Source organism: Pseudarthrobacter sp. HLT1-7 (assembly GCF_059383435.1).
The window spans coordinates 73,988-94,780 of record NZ_JBWZCH010000001.1; the positions used below are offsets into that span (position 1 = coordinate 73,988).

The 20,793-nt window shown below is 63.0% G+C and carries 17 protein-coding genes; 11 read left to right on the forward strand and 6 right to left on the reverse strand.

Annotation, left to right across the window (positions count from 1 at the left end):
* Window positions 1-345: 345 nt before the first annotated feature.
* The 4 genes from AC50X6_RS00340 to AC50X6_RS00355 all read right to left on the reverse strand — a co-directional run bounded on the left by AC50X6_RS00340 (window position 346) and on the right by AC50X6_RS00355 (window position 2,512).
* Window positions 346-858 carry a hypothetical protein gene (locus AC50X6_RS00340; protein WP_494964351.1) on the reverse strand — a complete coding sequence of 171 codons (513 nt, stop codon included), beginning with the start codon at window positions 856-858 and terminating at the stop codon, window positions 346-348.
* A 124-nt stretch (window positions 859-982) separates the two neighbouring features.
* Window positions 983-1,246 carry a GlsB/YeaQ/YmgE family stress response membrane protein gene (locus AC50X6_RS00345; protein ID WP_326968275.1) on the reverse strand — a complete coding sequence of 88 codons (264 nt, stop codon included), beginning with the start codon at window positions 1,244-1,246 and terminating at the stop codon, window positions 983-985.
* A gap of 210 nt (window positions 1,247-1,456) precedes the next feature.
* Window positions 1,457-1,666 carry a dodecin gene (locus AC50X6_RS00350; RefSeq protein ID WP_326968276.1) on the reverse strand — a complete coding sequence of 70 codons (210 nt, stop codon included), beginning with the start codon at window positions 1,664-1,666 and terminating at the stop codon, window positions 1,457-1,459.
* A 96-nt stretch (window positions 1,667-1,762) separates the two neighbouring features.
* Window positions 1,763-2,512 carry an SGNH/GDSL hydrolase family protein gene (locus AC50X6_RS00355; protein WP_494964352.1) on the reverse strand — a complete coding sequence of 250 codons (750 nt, stop codon included), beginning with the start codon at window positions 2,510-2,512 and terminating at the stop codon, window positions 1,763-1,765.
* Window positions 2,513-2,861: 349 nt separating this feature from the next.
* On the opposite strand from AC50X6_RS00355, the gene AC50X6_RS00360 reads away from it, so the two are divergent.
* Entirely contained in the window at window positions 2,862-3,119 is a 258-nt protein-coding gene (locus AC50X6_RS00360) for a metal-sensitive transcriptional regulator (protein ID WP_494964353.1), read from the forward strand.
* 10 nt (window positions 3,120-3,129) lie between these two features.
* On the opposite strand, the gene AC50X6_RS00365 is transcribed toward AC50X6_RS00360, so the two are convergent.
* The gene (locus AC50X6_RS00365; RefSeq protein WP_494964354.1) at window positions 3,130-3,843 is read right to left on the reverse strand and encodes a FadR/GntR family transcriptional regulator; all 714 of its coding nucleotides are present in this window, start codon (window positions 3,841-3,843) and stop codon (window positions 3,130-3,132) included.
* A gap of 184 nt (window positions 3,844-4,027) precedes the next feature.
* On the opposite strand from AC50X6_RS00365, the gene AC50X6_RS00370 reads away from it, so the two are divergent.
* The 3 genes from AC50X6_RS00370 (at window position 4,028) to AC50X6_RS00380 (ending at window position 6,976) form a co-directional block, all read left to right on the forward strand.
* Window positions 4,028-5,554, forward strand: a complete 1,527-nt coding sequence (locus tag AC50X6_RS00370) for a four-carbon acid sugar kinase family protein (protein ID WP_494964355.1) — start codon at window positions 4,028-4,030, stop codon at window positions 5,552-5,554.
* A gap of 94 nt (window positions 5,555-5,648) precedes the next feature.
* Window positions 5,649-6,542 (forward strand): NAD(P)-dependent oxidoreductase, encoded by an 894-nt coding sequence (locus AC50X6_RS00375; RefSeq protein WP_494964356.1) that lies wholly within the window; start codon window positions 5,649-5,651, stop codon window positions 6,540-6,542.
* A gap of 113 nt (window positions 6,543-6,655) precedes the next feature.
* Window positions 6,656-6,976, forward strand: a complete 321-nt coding sequence (locus AC50X6_RS00380; RefSeq protein WP_494964663.1) for a DUF1304 domain-containing protein — start codon at window positions 6,656-6,658, stop codon at window positions 6,974-6,976.
* A 482-nt stretch (window positions 6,977-7,458) separates the two neighbouring features.
* Here the strand turns inward: AC50X6_RS00380 and AC50X6_RS00385 are convergent, their stop codons facing one another.
* The gene (locus AC50X6_RS00385) at window positions 7,459-11,142 is read right to left on the reverse strand and encodes a YobI family P-loop NTPase (protein ID WP_494964357.1); all 3,684 of its coding nucleotides are present in this window, start codon (window positions 11,140-11,142) and stop codon (window positions 7,459-7,461) included.
* A gap of 792 nt (window positions 11,143-11,934) precedes the next feature.
* Here AC50X6_RS00385 and AC50X6_RS00390 point away from each other — a divergent pair.
* The 7 genes from AC50X6_RS00390 (at window position 11,935) to AC50X6_RS00420 (ending at window position 20,762) form a co-directional block, all read left to right on the forward strand.
* Window positions 11,935-12,525: a restriction endonuclease subunit S domain-containing protein gene (locus tag AC50X6_RS00390; protein ID WP_494964358.1), complete on the forward strand. Its 591-nt coding sequence runs from the start codon at window positions 11,935-11,937 to the stop codon at window positions 12,523-12,525.
* On the forward strand, window positions 12,522-14,075 hold the full coding sequence (locus tag AC50X6_RS00395) for a type I restriction-modification system subunit M (protein ID WP_494964359.1): 1,554 nt from the start codon (window positions 12,522-12,524) through the stop codon (window positions 14,073-14,075). Before AC50X6_RS00390 ends, AC50X6_RS00395 begins: the two co-directional genes overlap by 4 nt.
* Entirely contained in the window at window positions 14,068-15,087 is a 1,020-nt protein-coding gene (locus AC50X6_RS00400) for a virulence RhuM family protein (RefSeq protein WP_494964360.1), read from the forward strand. The genes AC50X6_RS00395 and AC50X6_RS00400 overlap by 8 nt, the downstream gene beginning before the upstream one ends.
* Window positions 15,084-16,334, forward strand: coding sequence for a restriction endonuclease subunit S (locus AC50X6_RS00405; protein WP_494964361.1), 1,251 nt, complete (start codon window positions 15,084-15,086; stop codon window positions 16,332-16,334). Before AC50X6_RS00400 ends, AC50X6_RS00405 begins: the two co-directional genes overlap by 4 nt.
* Window positions 16,324-19,461: a type I restriction endonuclease subunit R gene (locus AC50X6_RS00410; RefSeq protein ID WP_494964362.1), complete on the forward strand. Its 3,138-nt coding sequence runs from the start codon at window positions 16,324-16,326 to the stop codon at window positions 19,459-19,461. Before AC50X6_RS00405 ends, AC50X6_RS00410 begins: the two co-directional genes overlap by 11 nt.
* Window positions 19,458-20,204 carry a M48 family metallopeptidase gene (locus tag AC50X6_RS00415; RefSeq protein ID WP_494964363.1) on the forward strand — a complete coding sequence of 249 codons (747 nt, stop codon included), beginning with the start codon at window positions 19,458-19,460 and terminating at the stop codon, window positions 20,202-20,204. Before AC50X6_RS00410 ends, AC50X6_RS00415 begins: the two co-directional genes overlap by 4 nt.
* A 213-nt stretch (window positions 20,205-20,417) precedes the next feature.
* Window positions 20,418-20,762, forward strand: a complete 345-nt coding sequence (locus AC50X6_RS00420; protein ID WP_326968292.1) for a GNAT family N-acetyltransferase — start codon at window positions 20,418-20,420, stop codon at window positions 20,760-20,762.
* Window positions 20,763-20,793: the final 31 nt, after the last annotated feature.

Sequence of the window (20,793 nt, forward strand, 5' to 3'; positions counted from 1 at the left end):
CTTCCCCGAGATTAACACCTGCGAACGCGGATGAGGGGTGCGCTTTTCGAGGGTGCGTCCGGTTCGTCGATCAGCGGGGGCGCATGGAGGGTTCCCGCACCGGAACGCGGGAAATCTCACCGGCCACCGAGTGGTGTCAGCCGTTTTTGAACTGCTCGACGGCGGGGAGCTGACCCGGCTCTCCCCGCCGGAAATCAAGCGTCTGCTGGTCCGGCTGATCTGCTACCTGTCACTTCACCGGGATCGGATCCCGAGTCATTCGATCCGCAGGCGGAAACATCAGCAGCGCGCACCATACGGTTACTACAAAGCCCGCGGGCGCACCCCACAAATGCGGCTGTGGTGCTAAGGCATTTTGTCCGGGTCGATGTTGGTGGCGGCGCCGGCCGGTGTTGCCCCGCCTTCGCCGGACCAGTCCTGGCCGGCCTCGTCATTCTGAGCCGGGTCGGATTCGACGTCGCGGCCCGCCGCAGCTGCGGAGGTGCCGAGATTGACCGTCTCGGGGTGGGTGCTGTGGGCGGGGATGCCGCCGACGACGGTTCCTGACTGGCCGGCGCCGCCGGCAGTCGGGCCGCCAGCTGCCGCGATGTCTGTTGTCCCCTTGGGGGCGTTGTCGCGGCGTACGGCGGACCCGATGACGGTTCCTGCGCGGCGTGCGGCCTCGGCGAGCTGTTCCGAGACCTCCGGGGCCTTTTCCTTGACCGCCTCCGCCGCGGCTGTGACCTTGTCCTGGACCGGTTTGCTGTCCCAGAGGGCCGCAGCACGGGACTTGATTTTCTCGTAGGCGGCCCGGCCGGAGCGTGATCCGAGGACGAAGCCAGCGGCCATCCCGGTGCCGAAAAGAAGTTTGGCTTTCATGTTGTACTCCTGCTCATTGTGGTGCTTGTACGTGAGGGTGCTGAGTGAAAACGGGTGAAGCCCGGGTGCCAAAAAACCGGCCCCGGGAAAAGATCCCGGGGCCGGTTTTCGGTCACGCCCAGCTTTAGCGGACTGAACGCTTGGAGATCATGCCGTAGACCAGCAGGACGATGATTGCCCCGCCGATGGCCAGCAGCCAAGTGGACAGCGAGAAGAACTCGTTGATGTTGGCATTGAAGAGCAGCCCGCCAATCCAGCCGCCAAGCATGGCGCCGACGACGCCGAGCAGCAGCGTGATGAAGATGCCACCGCCCTGCTTGCCGGGGAGGATTGCCTTAGCGATTGCTCCGGCGATAAGGCCCAGAATCAGAAATGCGAAAAAACCCATTTTGTCGTTCCTTCTTCTTTTATAGAGGAGGCACCCGAGTTGCCGGGTGCGCTTCATCCTTCTAGGTCAATACTAATCATGCTTAGTATTAAAGTGCCACTCAGGACGGCCTAAATTCCCGGATTCCTTGCCAACAGGGGGTCTTTCGGCCCGGATTTCATGCGATTCCCGCCGGCGCCGGGCCCCCGGCGCTTCCGGGTCCTCCCGGTGTCAGCGCTCCAGGCGGAACCCTAGCTTGATCGTCACCTGCCAGTCGGCTACCTCGCCGTTTTCGAGGTGGCCGCGGACTTCCTTGACCTCGAACCAGTCGAGGTTCCGCAGGGTCTTGGCCGCCTCGGCGATACCGTTGCGGACGGCCGCGTCAATGCCATCCTTTGAGGTTCCGACAATTTCAGAAATGCTGTACGTGTGATTAGACAACTTCGCTCCTCATGATGGCCACCGATGCCCGGCTGCGGGCCGTCACAGCAGATTAGCCGACAGATCGTGGCTGGGCTAGGGGCCGGCGGGTGCCAGTCAGGACCCGAAGACGGGTCCCGGATCGGGACGTTTGGCGGTCAGTGGTGCGCCGCCGTCGTGCGGCCTGATCTTGTTCACCATCCACGGCAGCAGGTAGGTGGTGAACCAGGCCAGGTCGCCGGCCTTGCTGTCCCGCCAGCTGCCGGCCGGCAGGGGCTTGGGCTCCAGCGGACGTAGGCCGTGCGGAACATTCAGGGTCTCCAGGACCATCGCCGCGATGGTGTGGTGCCCCATCGGTGAGAAATGCAGGCGGTCCGGATCCCACATCTGCGGGTCCGTCAGTTGCCGCAGCGTCCACAAATCGGCAATGACGCCGTGATGGCGGGCGGCGATGGTGCGGATGTTCTCGTTGAAGACGGCCACCTTGCCGCGGATGTGGCCAAACACGGGAGTAGCGCCCCAGTCCGGGCCGGTGAACAGCACAACCGTGGCGCCTGTGGCGCTAAGAAGGGCGACGGCGGCGTCGAGGGTCACGGCCAGCCGGTCCGGATCGCTCCGGTGGAAGACAAGATCATTACCGCCCGCCGAGAGCGTCACCAGATCGGGTTTGAGCTCGATGGCCGGCCCGAGCTGCTGGTCCAGGATCTCGCGCAGCACGAGTCCGCTGATCGCAAGGTTAGCGTAAGCGAAGTCCTGCCGTCCCTCGCTTAGCTCCTCGGCGGTCCGGTCCGCCCAGCCCCTCATGCCGCCGGGGCTCCGCGGTTCCGGGTCTCCGATGCCTGCGGTGAACGAGTCCCCCATGGCCACGTACCGGCTCCAGGAACTCTCTTTCCAGGATCCCGCAAACCGTCCTGAAGCGGACCGTCCCGAAGAAGGCCGTCCGGAGGCGGACCCCGGAGCGGACCCCGGAGCGGGAACCGGAGCGGGACCCGTTGCGCCGGTCCGGCCGGCGCCAGGATCGAGGAAACTGGCGGCGTTCACATCCCCAGCAATACGCCGAAAATCCGGGCCGCGCTAGGTCCTTAGGCCCCTGGCAGCCCGATCCCAAGGTTTTCCCAAGCTTCCGGCGTAGGGAGTGTCAGTACCCCAGGGGGTATGCATCATACATAGGGGGGTATACCATGGAAAGAAACCTTGTTGATCCCCGGAGGTACCCATGGAACTCGATCCCGCAGACATGAAGTCTGTCATCAACCGTCTTCGCCGTGCCCAGGGGCAGCTTGCCGCGGTCACCAGGATGATCGAAGAAGGCCGCGACTGCAAGAGCGTGGTCACCCAGCTGGCTGCCGTTTCGAGTGCCCTGGATAGAGCTGGATTCTCGATCATCGCCACGGGCCTGCAGCAGTGCATGAAGCAGGAAGATCCCAGCGTGGACCGTGCGGAACTGGAGAAGCTCTTCCTTTCGCTCGCCTGAGCCGAACCGCCTATGAGGCCGGGCGGCCCGCCAGGACGTAGGTCTTGAGGTCATCGAGAGTCTGCCGCATGTGTGCGTCCATCGCGTCCCGGGCCAGGTGCGGATCGCGTGTTGCGAGAGCATCCGCGATGCTCTGGTGGTGGCCGATTGCGTGTTCCTGGATCTCGCGCACCTCGGAGGTCTGGGTGCGCCGCAGCTCAAGCACCCGGTGCAGCGGCGCGAACAGCACGGCAACAAATACGTTCTCGGCGGCCTGCAGGATGAGGTCGTGGAAGGCGAGGTCGGCTTCGACGAAACCGGCCAAGTCGTAGGCTTTGTGCGCCGTGCGCATCATCTCCAGCTGCCCGTGGAGGGCGGCGAGACCGGCGTCGCTGATCCGGACGGCAGCCAGTTCGCAGGCCCCCGATTCCAGCATCCGGCGCAGCTCGATCAGCTGGACCGCGGCAGCGGCGTCGTCCTTCCCTTCTGACGCTGCGCGCAGTACGGCCTCCAAAGAGTTCCAGCGGCTCAGCGGATTCACGAAAGTGCCCCGGCCGCGCTCCACGCTGAGGATGCGCTGGGCTTCGAGGGTCTTCATGGCTTCGCGGACCGTCATCCGGCTGACCTCGTGCCGGGCGCTCAGCTCAAGCTCGCCGGGGACGGACGCACCGGGCGGGAATTCACCGGCAATGATCCGGTCCAGCAGTTCGTCTGCCACGACGCCGACCAACGATTTCCTAGCCAATTTTCCCCGTTCAATGCCGCAGCGCTGTCTGACCGACCAGTCTAGTGGCGCCGTACTTGCGCGCTCTTTGTGCCGTATGCCACACTAGCAGTCAAGTGCTAGATGTCAGACATCTTACAAATGTCAGCTTTTTACCGGCGGTTTGGTGTTCACACCGCAGAGTTTCACCACAATGGAGTGCAGAGTGCCTTTTGAAGCAGATCTTCTGGCCGCCTTCCCGGCGGAGGTCCCGATTCCCGCCACGCTCGTGGCGGGTGCCATCGGCGCCTCCACCGAGGCTTCCCCCCGGATCCTGGTGGTGCTCGACGACGACCCGACAGGTACCCAGTCCGTGGCAGGCCTGCCCGTGCTCACCCGCTGGGACGTCGCCGACTTCAGCTGGGCATTTGCCCACAGGATCAACGGCGAACGCCCGGCTGCCGTCTATGTGCTGACGAATACCCGGAGCCTGGACCTGGTGGAAGCCGCCGCCCGCAACGAAGAAGTCGTCCGGAACGCCCTCGCCGCGGCCGGCGAACCGGGCAATGCCGGCCCGGGTGCCGGCCCCGGACTGCGCCTCGGCTTCGTCAGCCGGAGCGATTCCACCCTCCGCGGCCACTACCCGCTGGAACCGGACATCATTGCGGCGACCGTCGCCGCGGTCACCGGGGAGGTGACGGACGGCGTCGTGATTGTCCCCGCGTTCCCCGACGCCGGACGCGTCACCATCGGCGGGGTCCACTACATGCGCGGAACTGGCGACGACGCCGGCCAGCTCACCCCCGTGGCCGCGACCGAATTCGCCCGGGACGCCAGCTTCGGCTTCTCCAACTCCGAGCTGGCCAAGTACGTCGAAGAGAAGTCCGGGGGCCGATTCCCGGCAGATTCGGTGATCGTGCTGGACCTGAACGTCATCCGCGCCGCCGGCCAGGACGGCGACCCGCAGGTTTCGGCCAACGCCATAGCGGACGCCATCGAAGCCGCCGTCGGCTCCACCCCGATCGTGGCCGACATCGTGACCGAAAACGATCTCCGCGCCCTCGCGCTGGGGCTTGAGGAGGCCGAACGCCGCGGCAAGAAGCTGCTCTACCGGGTGGGCCCGCCGTTCGTCCGGGGCCGCATCGGCCAGGAGATTCATGCCGAGCTCAGCGGCGAGGAGGCGTACGCGGGCAACACTCCGTACGACGCCGGCGGCCTGATCGTGGTCGGCTCGCACGTCGGCGTCACCACCCGCCAGCTCAGGGCCCTTGTCGAGCAGCACGGCGCCGCACGCATCGTGGAGATCGACGTCGAAAAGCTGCTGGGCGGCAGCGCGGAAGCCTATTTGGGCGGGATTGTGCGGACCGTGGCGGAATCGCTGCGCAGCGCCGACGTCATCCTTCATACGAGCAGGCTGCTGATCAAGACCGACGACGCCGCCGCGAGCCTCAGGATTGCGCGCACGGTGTCCGCCGCCGTCGTCGCAGTGGTGAACCGGACCCTCAAGACCTTCCCGCCGCGGTTCGTGATCGCGAAGGGCGGCATTACGTCCTCGGACGTCGCCGCCCACGGGCTGGAAATCCGTCACGCCATTGTCCGCGGCCCGATGCTGCCGGGCATCGTGAGTCTGTGGGAGCCGGTGGACGGGCCCGCGAAGGGCATTCCGTATATTGTCTTCGCCGGGAATGTGGGCGACGACCAGGCCCTGGCCCAGGTCACGCGCAAGCTCAGCAACCGATGGCCGAGCGTGTGAAGACCCTGACGCCGCCGTTCAGTCACCGCCGGCCCGTCACCGCCGACCCATCACTTTCTGACTCACCTACCCCCTCGTTTCAACGGAGAAGACCATGACCTACACTGTCGCCGTCCTCGGCCTTGGCGCCATGGGCCTGCCGATGGCCAGCCGCCTTGCCACCCGGCTGACCGTCCACGGCTTCGACATCGCGGAGCCGCGCCTGCGCCTGGCCGAGGCCGCCGGAGTCCGCACCTTCGCTTCTGCCCGGGAGGCCGCCGAGGACACGGATGCCCTGCTCCTGGCCGTGCGCAACGGCGAGCAGCTCAACGATGTCCTCTTCGGCGCCGACGGCGTGGCCTCCGTACTGAAGCCGGGCGCCGTCGTGATCCTCACCAGTACCGTCGGCACCGAGGCCATCCCGGAAACCGTCGCCCGGCTCGCCGAATTCGGCGTCGGCCTCGTGGACGCCCCGCTGTCGGGCGGGCCGAAGCGCGCCGGGGAAGGGGACCTGCTGATCGTGGTCGGCGCCGAACCGCAGTCGCTGGAAGCAGCCCGCCCGGTCCTGGAACTGCTCGCCTCCACCCTCACCGTGGTGGGCGACAAGCCCGGCGACGGCCAGGCGCTCAAGACCGTCAACCAGCTGCTCTGCGGCGTCCACATTGCCGCCGCCGCCGAGGCGCTGGCGCTCGCGGACGCCCTGGGCCTGGACCAGGCCAGGACGCTCGCCGCCCTTGAGGCAGGGGCGGCAGGGTCCTTTATGCTCTCCAACCGCGGCCCGCGCATCCTCGAGGCCTACACGGAGGACGGCGCGGAAGTCCTCAGCCGGCTGGATATCTTCGTCAAGGACATGGGAATCGTGGGCAAGGCCACCCGTGCCGCCGGCCTCGCGGCCCCTGTTGCCGCCGCCGCCGAGCAGCTCTACCTCCTGGGCCAGACCCAGGGCCTGGCCGCCGCGGACGACTCCGCCGTCATCAAGGTTGTGGCGCCCGCGAAGCGCACCGTTTAGCCCGTTCCGCACGCCCCTGAGCGGGGCGGCTAGGATCAGAACTTGGTCCTGGGCTCCCTCATCTTGCGCTGCTGGCAGCCCCGCTGCGCGTCTGGATCTTCACGCTGGAACCCATCACCCAGACGCGGCCCGCCACCTGGAAGCGGTTCAGTACCACCTCGCAGGCCGACGCGGACACCACCCGGCCGCTGGCCTGCAACCAGGGCTTCCACGATCTGTTCCTCGCGCCGGGGTCCTGGCCGGCCGCCGGAGCCATCGCCCTCGGGCACCCGGCCGCCGGCTGGACCCTGGTCTTCAGCAGCTGCGGCTCCATGCTGCTCGCCGCGATCGTGCTCGCCCTGAGCGGGCGAAAGTACCTCCGCGCGGCCGCCACGCAGGGCGCGACGCCGCTGCTCGCCGTCGTGCTCGGGGCGCTGGGGCTGCTGGCCGCCTGAGCCTCCCAGAAGTATGTTCCGGGACATTCCTTTGCGGTAACATCTCCGTTGCAAAGGGCAGTAGCCCTGGGAAGTGGGTCTGGCAGTCTTACGGATGATACGACGAGCCGTACACGCGGTATTTACCGGTCGCAAGTGACCATGTCGTGAACCAGTGAAGCGGCCCTGGGGATGGAGGCTCCGTCTTTCTGCTGGCACCATGCCATAGCGTTGCTGACCCACAAGAGTGGTTCCTCGTGGGGCTTGCATTGCACGTGCTGAAAGGCCGTGCAGTTCAGCGCTTCGTGGCGGCGCTCTGTAATCGCCCGGTGTCGCAGTGCCAGGCTTTGAGTCGTCTTATATCGCATGGGATATGAGGCACTTGGGTTACGAGACAGTAAGCTGCAACAACAACTTGATCCAACTCCGCTGACGCCCGGATGCAGGCGAGCTCGAGCATAGTGCGGAATGCACACTTTGGCCCCGGTCTCGCCTACGACCGTTCACGAGTATTGCCTCTTCATGTTGACCTTGAGATCAGTGCCGTTGGGAATGACTGTGTTGACGGTGCCAAGTTCTTTGAGCCGTTCGAGAAGCGCCCCATTTGCTTCCGTGTTCGCGAACCGGCGACGCTTTCCGTTTGGGGCGCCGAGCGTTGGGTAGTCTCCGCCGAGCGCCTCGAGTATCGGTATGAGCTGTTCGAGGCTGGCTCCGCTGAGGAAGGGCTGCATGAGGCTCAGCGTGAGAGAGTGATCGACATGTGCACGGGCTGCCTGCATAACGTCGCCCCAGGTAATCCTCACGTTGTGCCTGACGGCGTAGGCAGTGAGTGCTTGCAGCGCATCCCTGCTCGCGCCAACGGCGAACTCGGTGAATCGCTCTACGACACTCCGTTTGAGGGTTTCGGGAACTTTGCCGCTGGCAAGGAATCGCGTCAGAGCTGACGGCACGAGGATCGCAGGGCTGATGAACGAGGCGATGGAGCGCGACGCCCCGATCGCATACTCGAGCCCCCGCCAGTCGTCAGTGGCGATCAACGCGAAGCTCTCGGCGTCGTCGTCAATGACGCGATTCTGGATGAGGCGACCGACCCACTCTCCGGGCTCGGCCGGCACCGAGGAGGCGGGCAGGAAAGTCTCAAGGTGCAGGCTCTCAAGGAGCGATGCGCGCAGCTCAGCAGAAGGCAGGTGGTCGGCGCTGCTGACCAGCTCCGAGGCAAGTTCAAGCTTTTCGGCTTCTTCAACATCGTCAGCGACCGCGATCGTCCCACAGACGAGGACGACAGCAAGGTTGCCATCGATGCCATATTGCTCGACGTAGGCCGCGACATTGCCGAACTCCGACGGGAAACGCGCGTGAGAGGCGAGTGCCCGCCATGTACCCGGCGCAACGCCGTTCAGGTGAGGCAGGCAGCATTCATCAGCCGATCTCCCCACGACGGCGGCGAGAGACCCGCGATCGACCTGGTCGACGCCCTCAATGATCGACACGAAGGCCTCGGGGTCTGTGACTGTTTGCTCGTCCTGGGTAAGCAGGGCGAGATAGGGATCGAGATCCGAGATGACTCGCCGGTAGACGTGTTCCGAGGCCTTCTGAAGGGCATTGAGCGACAGGTCGGCGGACGGAGCGATCGCTCTCAGTAGGTTGGCGCGAGTCACTTCGAACCGCTCGACGTCGACGATTGCCTGGCGGACCGAATCGCTGAGCGGGGCGAGGTCCGGTACAAGGAAGTCGGCTGCGTCGACGACCTTCGCGACACGTTCGGCGCTTGCTGCCACCTGCGGTTCGGTGAAGACCTTTAGAGCGGTGTGGTTGTCCACGAGATAGCGTGTCACGTCATCGCTGACGCCGTAGTCGGCGCCATCCGCAAGTCCGGAGAGTGCGGCGTCAACTGCCTGCAGGCGCCAGTCGTCGTCCAATTCGAGGTCCGTCACGAGTAGGATGAGCACGTCGGGCCAACCACGGGTGAGTAGGCCTACGAGCATAACGACGTCCCGCTCGCTCGACAGGTATGCCTGCAGGAACTGCTCCTCGTCGTCACCGTTCCTGCGCAGATTAGTCAAGACAATCTCAGCGGAGGCCGCGTCGTTACTGAGCAGATAATCCACAAAATCGAAGTTGTACGCCGACTTCTCGCGCACCGCCAGCCTCGGCCGCTCATGCAGCACAGCCCTTGCTTCCTCGGGAGTTAGCGGAAAGTAGAAGTCCATGGAGCCCGTGTCGACGTTCTTCAGGATGAAGTTCATCGCGTTGGCGTTGACTCGTTCGCCCACGAACGTGGACGTGTACAGCGTGAAGTAGCGGTCGACGTATCCCTGAGCGACCAGCTCAACGGCCAGCTTGGATCCGAGGAGTGACTTGGCGCGCTCAGCAAACGAAACCGCAGCGCCCGTGTTGCCTTTCATCTTGAGGTCCGGTCGGCCCATGAGCTCGCGTATATCCGCCTTGCTGAGGAACGCGATGTCTTGACGCGCGGCGGTGATTTTGGCATCTACGTCGGCGAGTGCCGAGCACTCCCATTTCGACGGGTCCAGCAATTCACCGGTCGCGCGTTCCAGCTCTTCACGGGTAAGACTTGAGACTTGGGTGCCTCGGTAAGGGTTGAGATATGTAAACGAAAGATCAGCGTTCCCGGCCGCGTACTTCTGCCAGAAAGCCATAGTCCGCATATCTTCCAACGGGAACGGCGCGCCGTCGTACCGGACGTCGTTGACCGAAAAGCCGGCGTGGCCGAGGACCAAGTCGATGTAGGCCCCGACCGCGTCGCCAACCTTCTTGCTCCGTGCCGACTGGTCGTTCACATTCCGGAGCTGGCGGCGCAGTACGGCTACTTCGGCATTGAGCCGGGCAGTATGATCCTGCACCAACTGACGGCTCTCGCGGTACAAGGTATCGAGGTTGCTCGTGCCGAGCTTAATGCGCTCGAAGTCGGAGAGGTGCGTGCTCTTGTAGAGCACCATCGCGAACAGGCGGTCATCGTCCAGTTCGAGCGATGATTTTCGGATCACCTGCTCCTGGAAAATCACGAATTCATTGCGAATGTTCTTGATGAGACGCATGTCGGCGACGCGCTGGGCGACAAGGTCAATGAGGCCATCTGAGACTGAATGCGTGAGATCGGCGAGCTCCCCTGCCATGAGCTCGCGGGCGCTCTGGTGCGTGACGAACGGAACGACCGGGATCACGAGGTCGAAGAACTTCGTGCGATTCGCGCGCGCCACTTCGAGCGTTGCGGCGTCAGTGGCTGGTTCGTCGGGCGCGTCCGGTCGGGCGGCCGCCTCGCGAGCGGCTCGTGTGCCGAGCTCTTCGAAGATGCTGTCCTTGATCGCATATAGGAAGCGGATGACTCGACCGTCGAGCTGCTTCGCCGCGTTCAGGATGGTGTTGAGTTCCCGCAACGTCTCGAAGATGTGCGCGTCCTCGAAGCGATCGATGTCTTCGAAGATGACGATGTCCGCGTTGACCACCTCAAAGAAGTAGACGATCTCGTCGAGGTACTCATCGAAGTACGTGTCCGAAGCTGCGGACAAGGTAATCGTCGCGGCCCCCGCGGATACGCTGTCTATGCGGATTCTATTATGCGTCGCATACCGGACCGCGAATACGAACGCCGCGGATACCAGAGCCATGCCGGCGTTGGTCGCCATCGCCCAATCTGTGGGGACGGTGAACAGGGCAGCGAGCTTAGATGTCCAATCGAGGAGGAAAAAAATCAGCGCGACCGGAACGCCCGCGACAAGCGAGAATAGCACCTCGCGCTTCGGATTGAACGCCGAGGTCCGCCGATAGCGCGAGCCGGGCATTTTCTCCGGTATCTGCGTATAAAGGAGCTGCTTGACGATTTCTTTCTGGATCTGATTCGTCTTCGTTTCGCGCAGCGGATTCGCGGCCTGGTCATCGTCCTGCCTGGGCGTCGTCGCGGTGCCTTCGGTTCCAAAGCCGAGCGTCGACAGCGACACCTGGATCACCTTCCGGTTGGGGTCGGTGGCGACCCGCCGTAAGATGCTGCTTTTACCCACGCCGTAGCTCCCGGTCAGCGCGATGTTCCGTACGGCCATTTCGCCAGTCCATCCGAGCGCGTTCTCGATCGCGTCGAAGTAAACGGCATGTTTTTCCGGCTGGTACTCCGGAGTCAAAGGATGTAGATCGGCGACTTTATAATGCTCGGGTGACAGCGTCGGTTCCAAGTCTGCTCTGCTCCATCAATTATGCACATAGCCGTGTAGTCGGCTCCTGCTTCAAGTATTACTTCAACCCAGTCAGCTCAAGCGCCATGCACGATCCTTCGGATGTCGCGCAGTGCTTTCTCTCTAAGCTCAACGTTATCGGCAGGAGCCGACACGCCACCCGAGGGGTGTCGAAATCTGCGCTCTCGAGGTGAGGCGAAGCAAAGGCTTTTGCTGACGCTAGTGACACGTAGCGCGCGGAGAGCTAGCTGCCCCGCAGTTCATCAGGGCTCGTATCGTATCCCTAGGTGCGTGGGTCAGTAATGGTGACTCGTTGATGAATCCTACAAATTTATCGCCGGAATGCATCAAGCCAGCTTCAAATCTTGTAGGTTTTGAACACAAGAAATCGGAAAAATCGACTACTGACCCACGCACCTAGAGATACGAGACGTCTCGCCGACCCGGCGACCGCTGCGGCGGCAATACCCAAGTTTTCGCGGAATGGTGTGGGTTCGTCCGCGCCGGTGATTCTGGTAACTACGTCTCCAAACCTTTTAGTTGAATCGGTGCATTCACCGTTGGTTGCCAGGCACAATGGGGCAGCCAATGAGGAAACTGATCGGCTACGCACGCGTTTCGACGCGGCAGCAGTCCACCGACCGGCAGCACGTAGACCTCACGACCCCAGTTCGATCAAGCACTCGACGCACTTAACCTTGATGGAGCGCCTAATCCGTATCTCTAAAGTAGCAAAAGTACTGAGTAATTTGGTGTAATCTTTCAGTAGACGATATATTGAAGGGAGCCACCGTGCAGCTATCAGACGTAGCCGCCGTCAGTTCCGGCATGACCGTGCGGGAACGGTTGACCGCCCAGACCCGGGGTGTCCTGGCCATTCAGATGGCAGATATCTCCGTTGGCAGCGACTTGGCTGTGCGCGGCATGGCCCGGATCCCATCGCCGCATCCCCGCTACCTGGTCACCCGAGGCGATGTCCTCCTCCGTTCCCGCGGCCAGACCACCATCGCCTGGGCCGTCCCGGACCGCTTGCCGGAACCAGCCATAGCCGTCATGCCACTGTTCATCATCCGGCCGAGCACTGACCTTTACGATCCGGATTTCCTCGCGTGGTGGCTGAATCAGCCGGATGCGCAGACGCACCTGCGGCGCGCCGCACAGGGGCAGACCATCCAGATGGTGGCCAAGGCAACGCTCGAATCAGTCCCGCTGCAACTGCCGCCGCTTGCGCAACAGCGCCTAATTTCCGACGCAGCGCGCCTCGCCGCCAGCGAAGCCCAGCTGATGCACCGCCTGGCGGATTGCCAGCACACACTTCGACAGACCCAACTGACCTCCGCTGCCCTCGCCGGGCAATTCCACCCGAAAGCAGGCCGCAAATGACCGAGCAGGAAAGCCTCCGCCAACCGAACAGCGCGAAGGATCAGGTCACCCAGGACCAGATCAACAATGCCGCCTGGGCAGCCTGTGACACCTTCCGGGGCGTAGTCGACGCCACGCAGTACAAGGACTACATCCTGGTGATGTTGTTCGTGAAGTACATCTCGGACATCTGGACCGAGCACGAGGAGAACTACCAGAAGCAGTTTGAAGGCAACCCGGAGCGGGTTGAGTCGCTGCTGCAGCGCGAACGGTTCCCGTTGCACAAAAATTCGACGTTCGACCACCTCTACGCCAACCGGAACGCTGACAACATCGGCGAGCTGATCAACGTTGCGCTGGAAGCCATCGAGGAGGACAACCGTGCAAAGCTCGACGGCGTCTTCAGGAACATTGACTTCAACTCCGAGTCGAACCTGGGGCAGCCCAAGGACCGCAACCGCCGTCTGAAGAACCTGCTGGAAGACTTCGCCAAGCCCGAGCTGGACCTACGCCCTTCGCGGGTGAGCGATGACATCATCGGCGAGACCTACATCTACCTGATCTCGCGGTTCGCCTCCGACGCTGGCAAGAAGGCCGGGGAGTTCTACACGCCACGCTCGGTTTCCGAGCTGCTGGCCCGGCTTGCCTCGCCTCAGGAGAGGGACAGCATCTACGATCCCGCCTGTGGATCCGGTTCGCTGCTCATCCAGACTGCCGCCCAGGTGGGAAGCAACAACTACGAGCTTTTCGGTCAGGAGGTCAACGGCTCCACCTGGGCGCTGGCACGCATGAACATGTTTATGCACGCCAATGACAGTGCGCACATTGAGTGGGGCGACACCCTGAACGACCCCAGGCTGTTGGAGGGAGACCAGCTCAAGCAGTTTGACGTGGTGGTGGCCAATCCGCCGTTCTCGCTGGACAAGTGGGGAGCCGAGGTTGCGGAGTCGGACCGGTGGGGCCGGTTCTGGCGCGGAGTCCCACCCAAGAGCAAGGGCGACTACGCCTTTATTTCGCACATGATCGAATCAGCCCGACGGCGGACCGGCCGGGTTGCGGTGATCGTTCCGCACGGCGTGTTGTTCCGTGCCGGTGCCGAGGGGCGCATTAGGACGTCGCTGATCGAAGAGAACCTGCTGGACACGGTGGTGGGGTTGCCGGCGAATCTGTTCACCACCACCGGCATTCCCGTCGCCATCCTGATCTTTGACCGTTCGCGTGAAAAGGGCGGCACCAACGAGGGCCGCGATGACGTCCTGTTCATTGATGCCAGCCGGGACTTTACCCCAGTCAAGTCGCAGAGCCTGCTGGACGAGGAGCACCTTGAGCGGATCGTTAAGGCTTACCGCGGCCGGACAGAATCTGAGCGGTACTCGCGCCTGGTGCCCCGCGACGAGATCAGCGAGAACGACTTCAACCTCAACATCCCGCGCTACATCGACACCTTTGAGGCCGAGGCTGAGATTGACGTGGCCGCCGTGCAGCATGAGATCGAGGAGATCGAGGCCGAGTTGGTGGAAGTCCGTGCCCGCATGGCCGGCTACCTGAAGGAGTTGGGCCTCGATGACTGAACAAGGTGGCGCACAAGGCGGCGCAGCGGGTGAACTGGTGCTCTACACGAGCGACGACGGTCTGGCTCACGTACAGTTACGGGCATCGAATGGCACGGCATGGTTGTCCCTAAACCAGATGGCCGAGCTCTTTGGCCGTGACAAGTCGGTCATCTCCCGGCATATTGCCAACATCTTCGAAGATGGTGAGATTGACTCCGCGGCAGTTGTTGCAGAATTTGCAACAACTGCCGCGGACGGCAAAAAGTACCAGGTGGCCTACTACAATTTGGACCTCATCCTGGCCGTCGGCTACCGGGTGCGCTCGGCCCGCGGCGTGCAGTTCCGCCGTTGGGCCACCACCGTGCTCAGCGAGTACTTGGTCAAGGGCTTCGCCATGGACGATGCCAAGCTCAAGGATGCCAAGCAGTGGGACTACTTCGACGAGTGGCTCCAGCGCATCCGCGACATCCGGGCCAGCGAGAAGCGTTTCTACCAAAAGGTGCGTGATCTATATGCCACGGCCGTGGACTACGACGCCCAATCCGATGCCTCGCAGACTTTTTTCGCCAAGGTGCAAAACAAGATGTTGTGGGCCGTAACCGGCATGACGGCCGGAGAGCTCATCAAAGCCCGAGGCGACTCTGAGGTGCAAAACATGGGTCTGACCAGCTGGGCTGGAGCCATCGTGCGCAAAAGTGATGTGGCGATTGGCAAGAACTACCTGAGCTCTGAGGAAGCCGAGCAGCTCAACCGCATCGTCACGATGTACCTTGACTACGCCGAAGACCAGGCAACGCGTCGCCAGTCGATGAGCATGACGGACTGGGCCGACAAGCTCGATGCCTTCCTCAAGTTCAACGAACGCGAACTGCTCATGCACTCGGGCAAGGTGAGCGCCGCCGTAGCCAGGAAACTCGCTGAGGAACGCTACGGAGACTTTGACGCGAAGCGGAAGGCTGTGGAGGCTACGGCTGCGGATGATGCGGACTTCGCTGCGATCGAGCGGTTGAGCAAGGACGGCAAGAAATGAGAGCACCGGTAGGGTGGTTGGTTGCGCATCTCCGCGATGTTGCCACGGTGCAGACAGGAATTGCGAAAGGCAAGCCGGCCTCTGAAAGTGCCGCTTCAGTTCCTTATCTGCGTGTCGCAAACGTGCAAGACGGATATGTTGCCCTCGCTAGTGTCACGAATATTGATGTGACTCCAACTCAAGTTGGGCGCTACGGTCTTCGATCTGGTGATGTCCTGTTTACCGAGGGTGGCGACTTTAACAAGCTTGGCCGTGGAACTGTTTGGCGTGGACAAATCTCGCCTTGCCTTCATCAGAATCACGTTTTCGCAGTTCGACCGGACGCGGATAAATTGTTGCCTGAATTCCTTGCCGCCCTAGCTGCTTCGAGCCACGGGCGTCGCTATTTTCAGTCAGCGTCCAAGCAGAGCACTAATTTGGCTAGCATAAACTCCACCCAGCTGAAGACCTTTCCGGTTCTGCTCCCGCCCCTCCCGGAACAGCGCAAGATCGCCGAAATCCTTTGCACCTGGGATGACGCGATCGGATTAGCAGAGGCTCACATAGCCGGTCTCCAGATGCGCCGTGACTGGCTGAGGATGGAGATCCTTACGGGCCGTGTGCGAATGGGCGATCACGCTGGGCCGTGGTCCAAGACGCAATTGCGCGGAGTTCTCAAGGAGCATAAGCAGCGTTCAAGTGGCTCTCAGGAGGTGTTCTCGGTTTCGGTCCACAAGGGACTCGTGAATCAGAAGGAGCACCTCGGTCGATCATTCGCGGCTGCCAATACCGGTCACTACAACCTCGTGAACTCTGGCGATATCGTCTATACGAAAAGTCCCACAGGCGATTTCCCGCTCGGCATCATCAAGCGCAGTTCGGTTCCGGAAGCCGTAATCGTTTCGCCGCTGTATGGCGTGTTCACCCCGCAAAACCCTGATCTCGGCGTGATCCTGGACGCCTACTTTGAGTCCCCGCGCACCGTCCAAAATTACCTCAGTCCGCTGGTGCAAAAGGGTGCAAAAAACACGATCTCCATTACCAACCAAGGGTTCCTCGGCGGACATCTCAACTTGCCGGCTGACCCGGAAGAACAGAGCGACCTCGCCTCACTCCTAACTGCATCGCGGGAAGAAATAGCTGCCGCGCAGCGCAAAGCCGAGCTCCTCCGCACCCAGAAGCGCGGACTCATGCAGAAACTACTCACAGGGCAGGTGCGCGTAAACGTGGCTGCCGGGACCGAGCCCGGGGGACAAGATGATGATTGACGAGACGTTCGACGCCTCCGAGCTGAGCCAGTCGCAGGGCCCGGCCGTTCAGCTGCTGGAAGCGCTCGGGTTCACCCAGCTCACACCGGCCGAAGCACTGAAAGAACGCGGCGGCAGGCGCAGCGGTGTCCTCTTCGCCGGGATCCTCGCCGCGCAGATCCTGAAGATCAACCAGTTCAGCCACAAGAAACGGCAGTACCCCTTTGATGTGGCGGACGCGGACGAGGCCGTGCGGCGGCTGGGGCCCGGGCTGGAACAGGCCAAGGGCCCGCAGGCGGCCAGCCTGGAAGTCTACGACCGGCTCATCCTCGGCACCACCATCACCAAAGCCGTGGACGGCGACAGCAAAAGCTACTCACTGCGGTACATCGACTGGCAAAACCCCGCCAACAACGTCTTCCACGTCACCACGGAAATGCGCGTGGAACGCACCGGCAGCAGCGCCACCCAGCGGCTCGACGTCGTCGGCTATGTAAACGGCATTCCGTTCATCGTCATCGAAAACAAGCGGCCCACGGAGGAACTCAAGAAGGCCGGCAGCCAGCTGATCAGCTACCAGAACAGCGACGGCATCCCGCAGCTGTTCCACTATGCCCAGCTGCTGATCTCGGCCAACCGCCAGGAGGCTCTGTATGCCACGGTTGGCACGCCGCGGAAATTCTGGGCGAGCTGGCACGACGCCGAGGACACCGACGCCGTCATTCAGCCACTCATCGCCGGGCGGACCGTCAGCGAACAGGACCGGCTTCTTTATGCACTGTGCCGCCCCGAACGCCTGCTGGATCTTGTCCGCCGCTTCACGGTGTTCGACGCCGGGGTCCGGAAGATCGCCCGGCACCAGCAGTACTTCGCTGTGCGCAAAACCGTGGAACGTGTGCTGGCGGCAGGCCAGGAGGAACGCCGCAACGGCGGCGTCATCTGGCACACCCAGGGCTCCGGGAAATCACTAACCATGGTGATGCTCGGCAAAGCCCTCGTGCTGGACCCCCGGGTAACCAATCCGCGGATCGTCATTGTCACGGACCGGGACGATTTGGATAAGCAGATCCGCGACACCTTCCTGGCCTGCGAGCTGGAACCCGTCCGCGCCAGGAGCGGCAAACACCTCGGCGAACTGGTGCGCGGCGGTGCCCCGCTGATCACCACACTCATCAACAAGTTCGACGGCGCCGCAGGCCGCGACGGCCGGGACGAGTCCCGCGACATCTTTGTCCTGGTGGACGAAAGCCACCGCAGCCAGACCGGCCGTTACGGCGGCTATGGCCAGTTCCATGTGGCCATGCGCCGGGTACTGCCCAATGCCTGCTACCTGGGGTTCACCGGGACGCCGCTGCTGAAGCGGGAGAAGAACACCGCGGACACCTTCGGCGGGATCATCCACAGCTACACCATCGACGAAGCGGTGCGGGACGGCTCGGTGGTGCCCATCCTGTACGAGGGCCGCCTGGTGGAACAACAGATCACCGCCGGGGTGATTGACGCCTGGTTCGAGAAGATCAGCGCCGGGCTGACGGATGAGCAAAAACGCGACCTCAAGCGGAAGTTCAGCCGCGCCGACGTCCTTGGTAAGACGGCCCAGGCCGTCCGTGCCAAGGCCTTCGACATCTCCGAACACTACCGGCAAACGTGGCAGGGGACCGGATTCAAGGCGCAGCTGGTGGCGCCCAATAAGGCCGCGGCCATCCGGTTCAAGCAGGAACTCGACCAGATCGGCCACGTCAGCAGCGAGGTGATCATCTCCCCGCCCGAGGACGCGGAGGACCGCGAAGAGGTAGATGCCGACTCCCGTGAAGCTGTGCAGCGCTTTTGGAAAACGCAGATGGACCGCTACGGAACCGAGGCCAACTACAACGAGCAACTCATCAAACAATTCAAAGGCTCCGGCGGGCCGGAGATCATCATTGTGGTCTCCAAACTGCTGACCGGTTTCGATGCGCCCCGCAACACCGTTCTCTACCTCTGCAAACCGCTGCGGGAACACACGCTCCTGCAGGCGGTGGCCCGCGTCAACCGGCTGTTCTCTGACGGGGATACTGAAAAGCAGTTCGGCTATGTTCTGGACTATGAAGGCCTCCTCGGCGAACTGGATGAGGCCTTGACGTCCTACAGTGCCCTGGGCGACTTTGATTCCGAGGAGATCGCCGGGGCTGTGGTGGACATCCGCGAACAGATCCGGCTGCTCCCGGGACGGTGGAGCCACGTGTGGGACCTGTTCAACGCCGTCCCCCGGAAAGACGACATGGAAGCGCTGGAGCAGCACCTGTTTGACGAACCGCTGCGGCACGAATTCTACGAGCGGCTCAAGACTTTTGGCCGCACTCTTCACATAGCACTTTCCAGCGACAAGCTGCTGGACGTCATGACCCAGGCCGACGTTGACCGCTACCGGAACGATTACGCCCAGTTTGCCGAACTCCGCGCGGCGGTGCAGAAGCGATACCAGGAGACGGTTGATCTTCGCGACTATGAACCACGCATCCGACGCCTGCTCGATGACCATGTGACCGCCCTGCCGGCCAAGACGATCATCGAACAACTCAACATCAACGATCCCGCCGCGCTGAAGGCCGTTGTGGACGAGGACGGCACCACGCCCGGATCAAAGGCGGACCGGATCGTCAGCGCCACCAGAAAAACCATCACCGAGCGGATGGCCGAGGACCCGGCCTTCTACGCGCGGTTCTCGGAGCTGCTGCAGCAGGCAATTGACGAGTACCGCCGTCGTCGGGACGGTGAACGGTACCTGCTCCAGGCAAAGGAAATCGCCGAACAGCTGGCCGGCGGTGACCGCGGTGCGGCGCTTCCCTCCGCGGTGGCGCACGACGACGACGCCGCCGCGATTTACGGTGCGCTCGGCAGGAGCTTCCTCGAGTCGGCACTCGAGGAATTCCTGGCCGTACCCGACGACGAAAGAGCAGCGACGGCGAAGACTGTAGTGGACATTGTTCGCGGCCGGATGGTGATCAACTTCTGGACCAAGCCCAACGAGCAAAATGCCCTCGCCACGGAACTGGATGACTATTTCTATGACTTCGGGGAACGCCACGGCGTCCAGCTGAGACAGCCCCTGGTGGACAGCCTCACCACGGCGGTCCTCAAAGTAGCAAGGGCGCGCTTCACGAAATGACGCTGGGGACGCGGCAGATTGACTACGGCACGCAAGTCATTGAGTACCGGTTGGAGCGCCGGGACCGGGCCACGCTGGAGATCTCGGTGGAGCCGGATGGGCTGGTCCGCGTCACCGCGCCGCGCATTGCGGCAGAGGAGGACATTGCCGCCCGCGTCCGGAAGCGCGCCCGCTGGATCCTTGCGCAACAGGCATCCTTCGCCGACTTCCGGCCACTCACCCCACCCCGCCTCTACGTCCCCGGCGAGACTCATCTGTACCTGGGCCGGCAGTACCGCATCCGGGTGGTCCCGGCCGAAACGGGGGAGGGTGCGGCCAAGGCATCCGGCACGCCAGGCGTGAAGATGGTCCGGGGGTTCCTGGAGGTGCGGTGCGTCGACTTTCACGACACCGCCGCCATAGAGAAGCACGTCAAAGAGTGGTACCGGAGGCGGGCACAGGTCCAGCTTCCCAGCCGTCTGGAGCTGAACAGACAGCGGTTCCCCCAGCCGCACGCCGTGCAGCCAACGTCCCTCAGGCTTCAGCGCATGCCCACGCGTTGGGGCTCCACGTCCCCGGCCGGCAGCCTCGTGCTGAACCCGGATCTCATCCGCGCACCGATGGACTGCGTTGACTACGTCCTCACCCACGAATTGTGCCACCTGCTGGTCCCGAACCATGGCCGGCAGTTCTTTGACCTGCAGCACCTGGTGATGCCGGATTGGGAGCAGCGGAAACAGCGACTCGAACGCATCATGGCGTAGTACGTGAGGGCATCTGGCTGCCCGCGCGGCGCGGATGGACAACGAAGGGACAGCACCAGCCAGCGCTTGCAGAGGCCGCATATGTTTGGCGTGGGTGGGTGCGGACGTTCCTGGGGGGTGTGGGCCGCCGTCGACCAGGATCGACTTCGATCCGGTGTCCGGCGGATCCGGACCACCATTGCCACACCCGCCTTTAAGTGCCAATGTCGAACCATGACGGAGAACTCGGCAGTCACTGAAGACACGTTCAGCCCGGACGTGACCACCACCCGAAATGATGAGCTGCACCGCTATGAGCTCCACGTCGGCGACAAGCTGGCAGTCGCGATCCGCTTCATCGATGAACCTGGCCATGTGGACTTCATCCACACGGACACGGCGGAGCAGTTCCAGGGACAGGGGCTGGGCAAAGTGCTGGCCCACTTCGCCCTGGATGATGTGGTGGCGTCCGGTAAGCGGATCATCCCGAACTGCCCCTTTATGTACCGGTACCTGCGCAAACACGACTCCTACAACCAGTGCGTCGACTGGCCGGAACCTCCGCCGGCGGGAGCCTGATCCGGCCCGTCTCTGAGCTGCCGGCGCCGCG

Bases quoted from the DNA above. Each gene is read 5' to 3' on its own strand.
- AC50X6_RS00340 (WP_494964351.1), bottom strand. From the start codon at position 858: ATGAAAGCCAAACTTCTTTTCGGCACCGGGATGGCCGCTGGCTTCGTC.
- AC50X6_RS00400 (WP_494964360.1), top strand. From the start codon at position 14,068: ATGACTGAACAAGGTGGCGCACAAGGCGGCGCAGCGGGTGAACTGGTG.
- AC50X6_RS00345 (WP_326968275.1), bottom strand. From the start codon at position 1,246: ATGGGTTTTTTCGCATTTCTGATTCTGGGCCTTATCGCCGGAGCAATC.
- AC50X6_RS00405 (WP_494964361.1), top strand. From the start codon at position 15,084: ATGAGAGCACCGGTAGGGTGGTTGGTTGCGCATCTCCGCGATGTTGCC.
- AC50X6_RS00420 (WP_326968292.1), top strand. From the start codon at position 20,418: ATGACGGAGAACTCGGCAGTCACTGAAGACACGTTCAGCCCGGACGTG.
- AC50X6_RS00410 (WP_494964362.1), top strand. From the start codon at position 16,324: ATGATGATTGACGAGACGTTCGACGCCTCCGAGCTGAGCCAGTCGCAG.
- AC50X6_RS00360 (WP_494964353.1), top strand. From the start codon at position 2,862: ATGGAACTCGATCCCGCAGACATGAAGTCTGTCATCAACCGTCTTCGC.
- AC50X6_RS00415 (WP_494964363.1), top strand. From the start codon at position 19,458: ATGACGCTGGGGACGCGGCAGATTGACTACGGCACGCAAGTCATTGAG.
- AC50X6_RS00375 (WP_494964356.1), top strand. From the start codon at position 5,649: ATGACCTACACTGTCGCCGTCCTCGGCCTTGGCGCCATGGGCCTGCCG.
- AC50X6_RS00395 (WP_494964359.1), top strand. From the start codon at position 12,522: ATGACCGAGCAGGAAAGCCTCCGCCAACCGAACAGCGCGAAGGATCAG.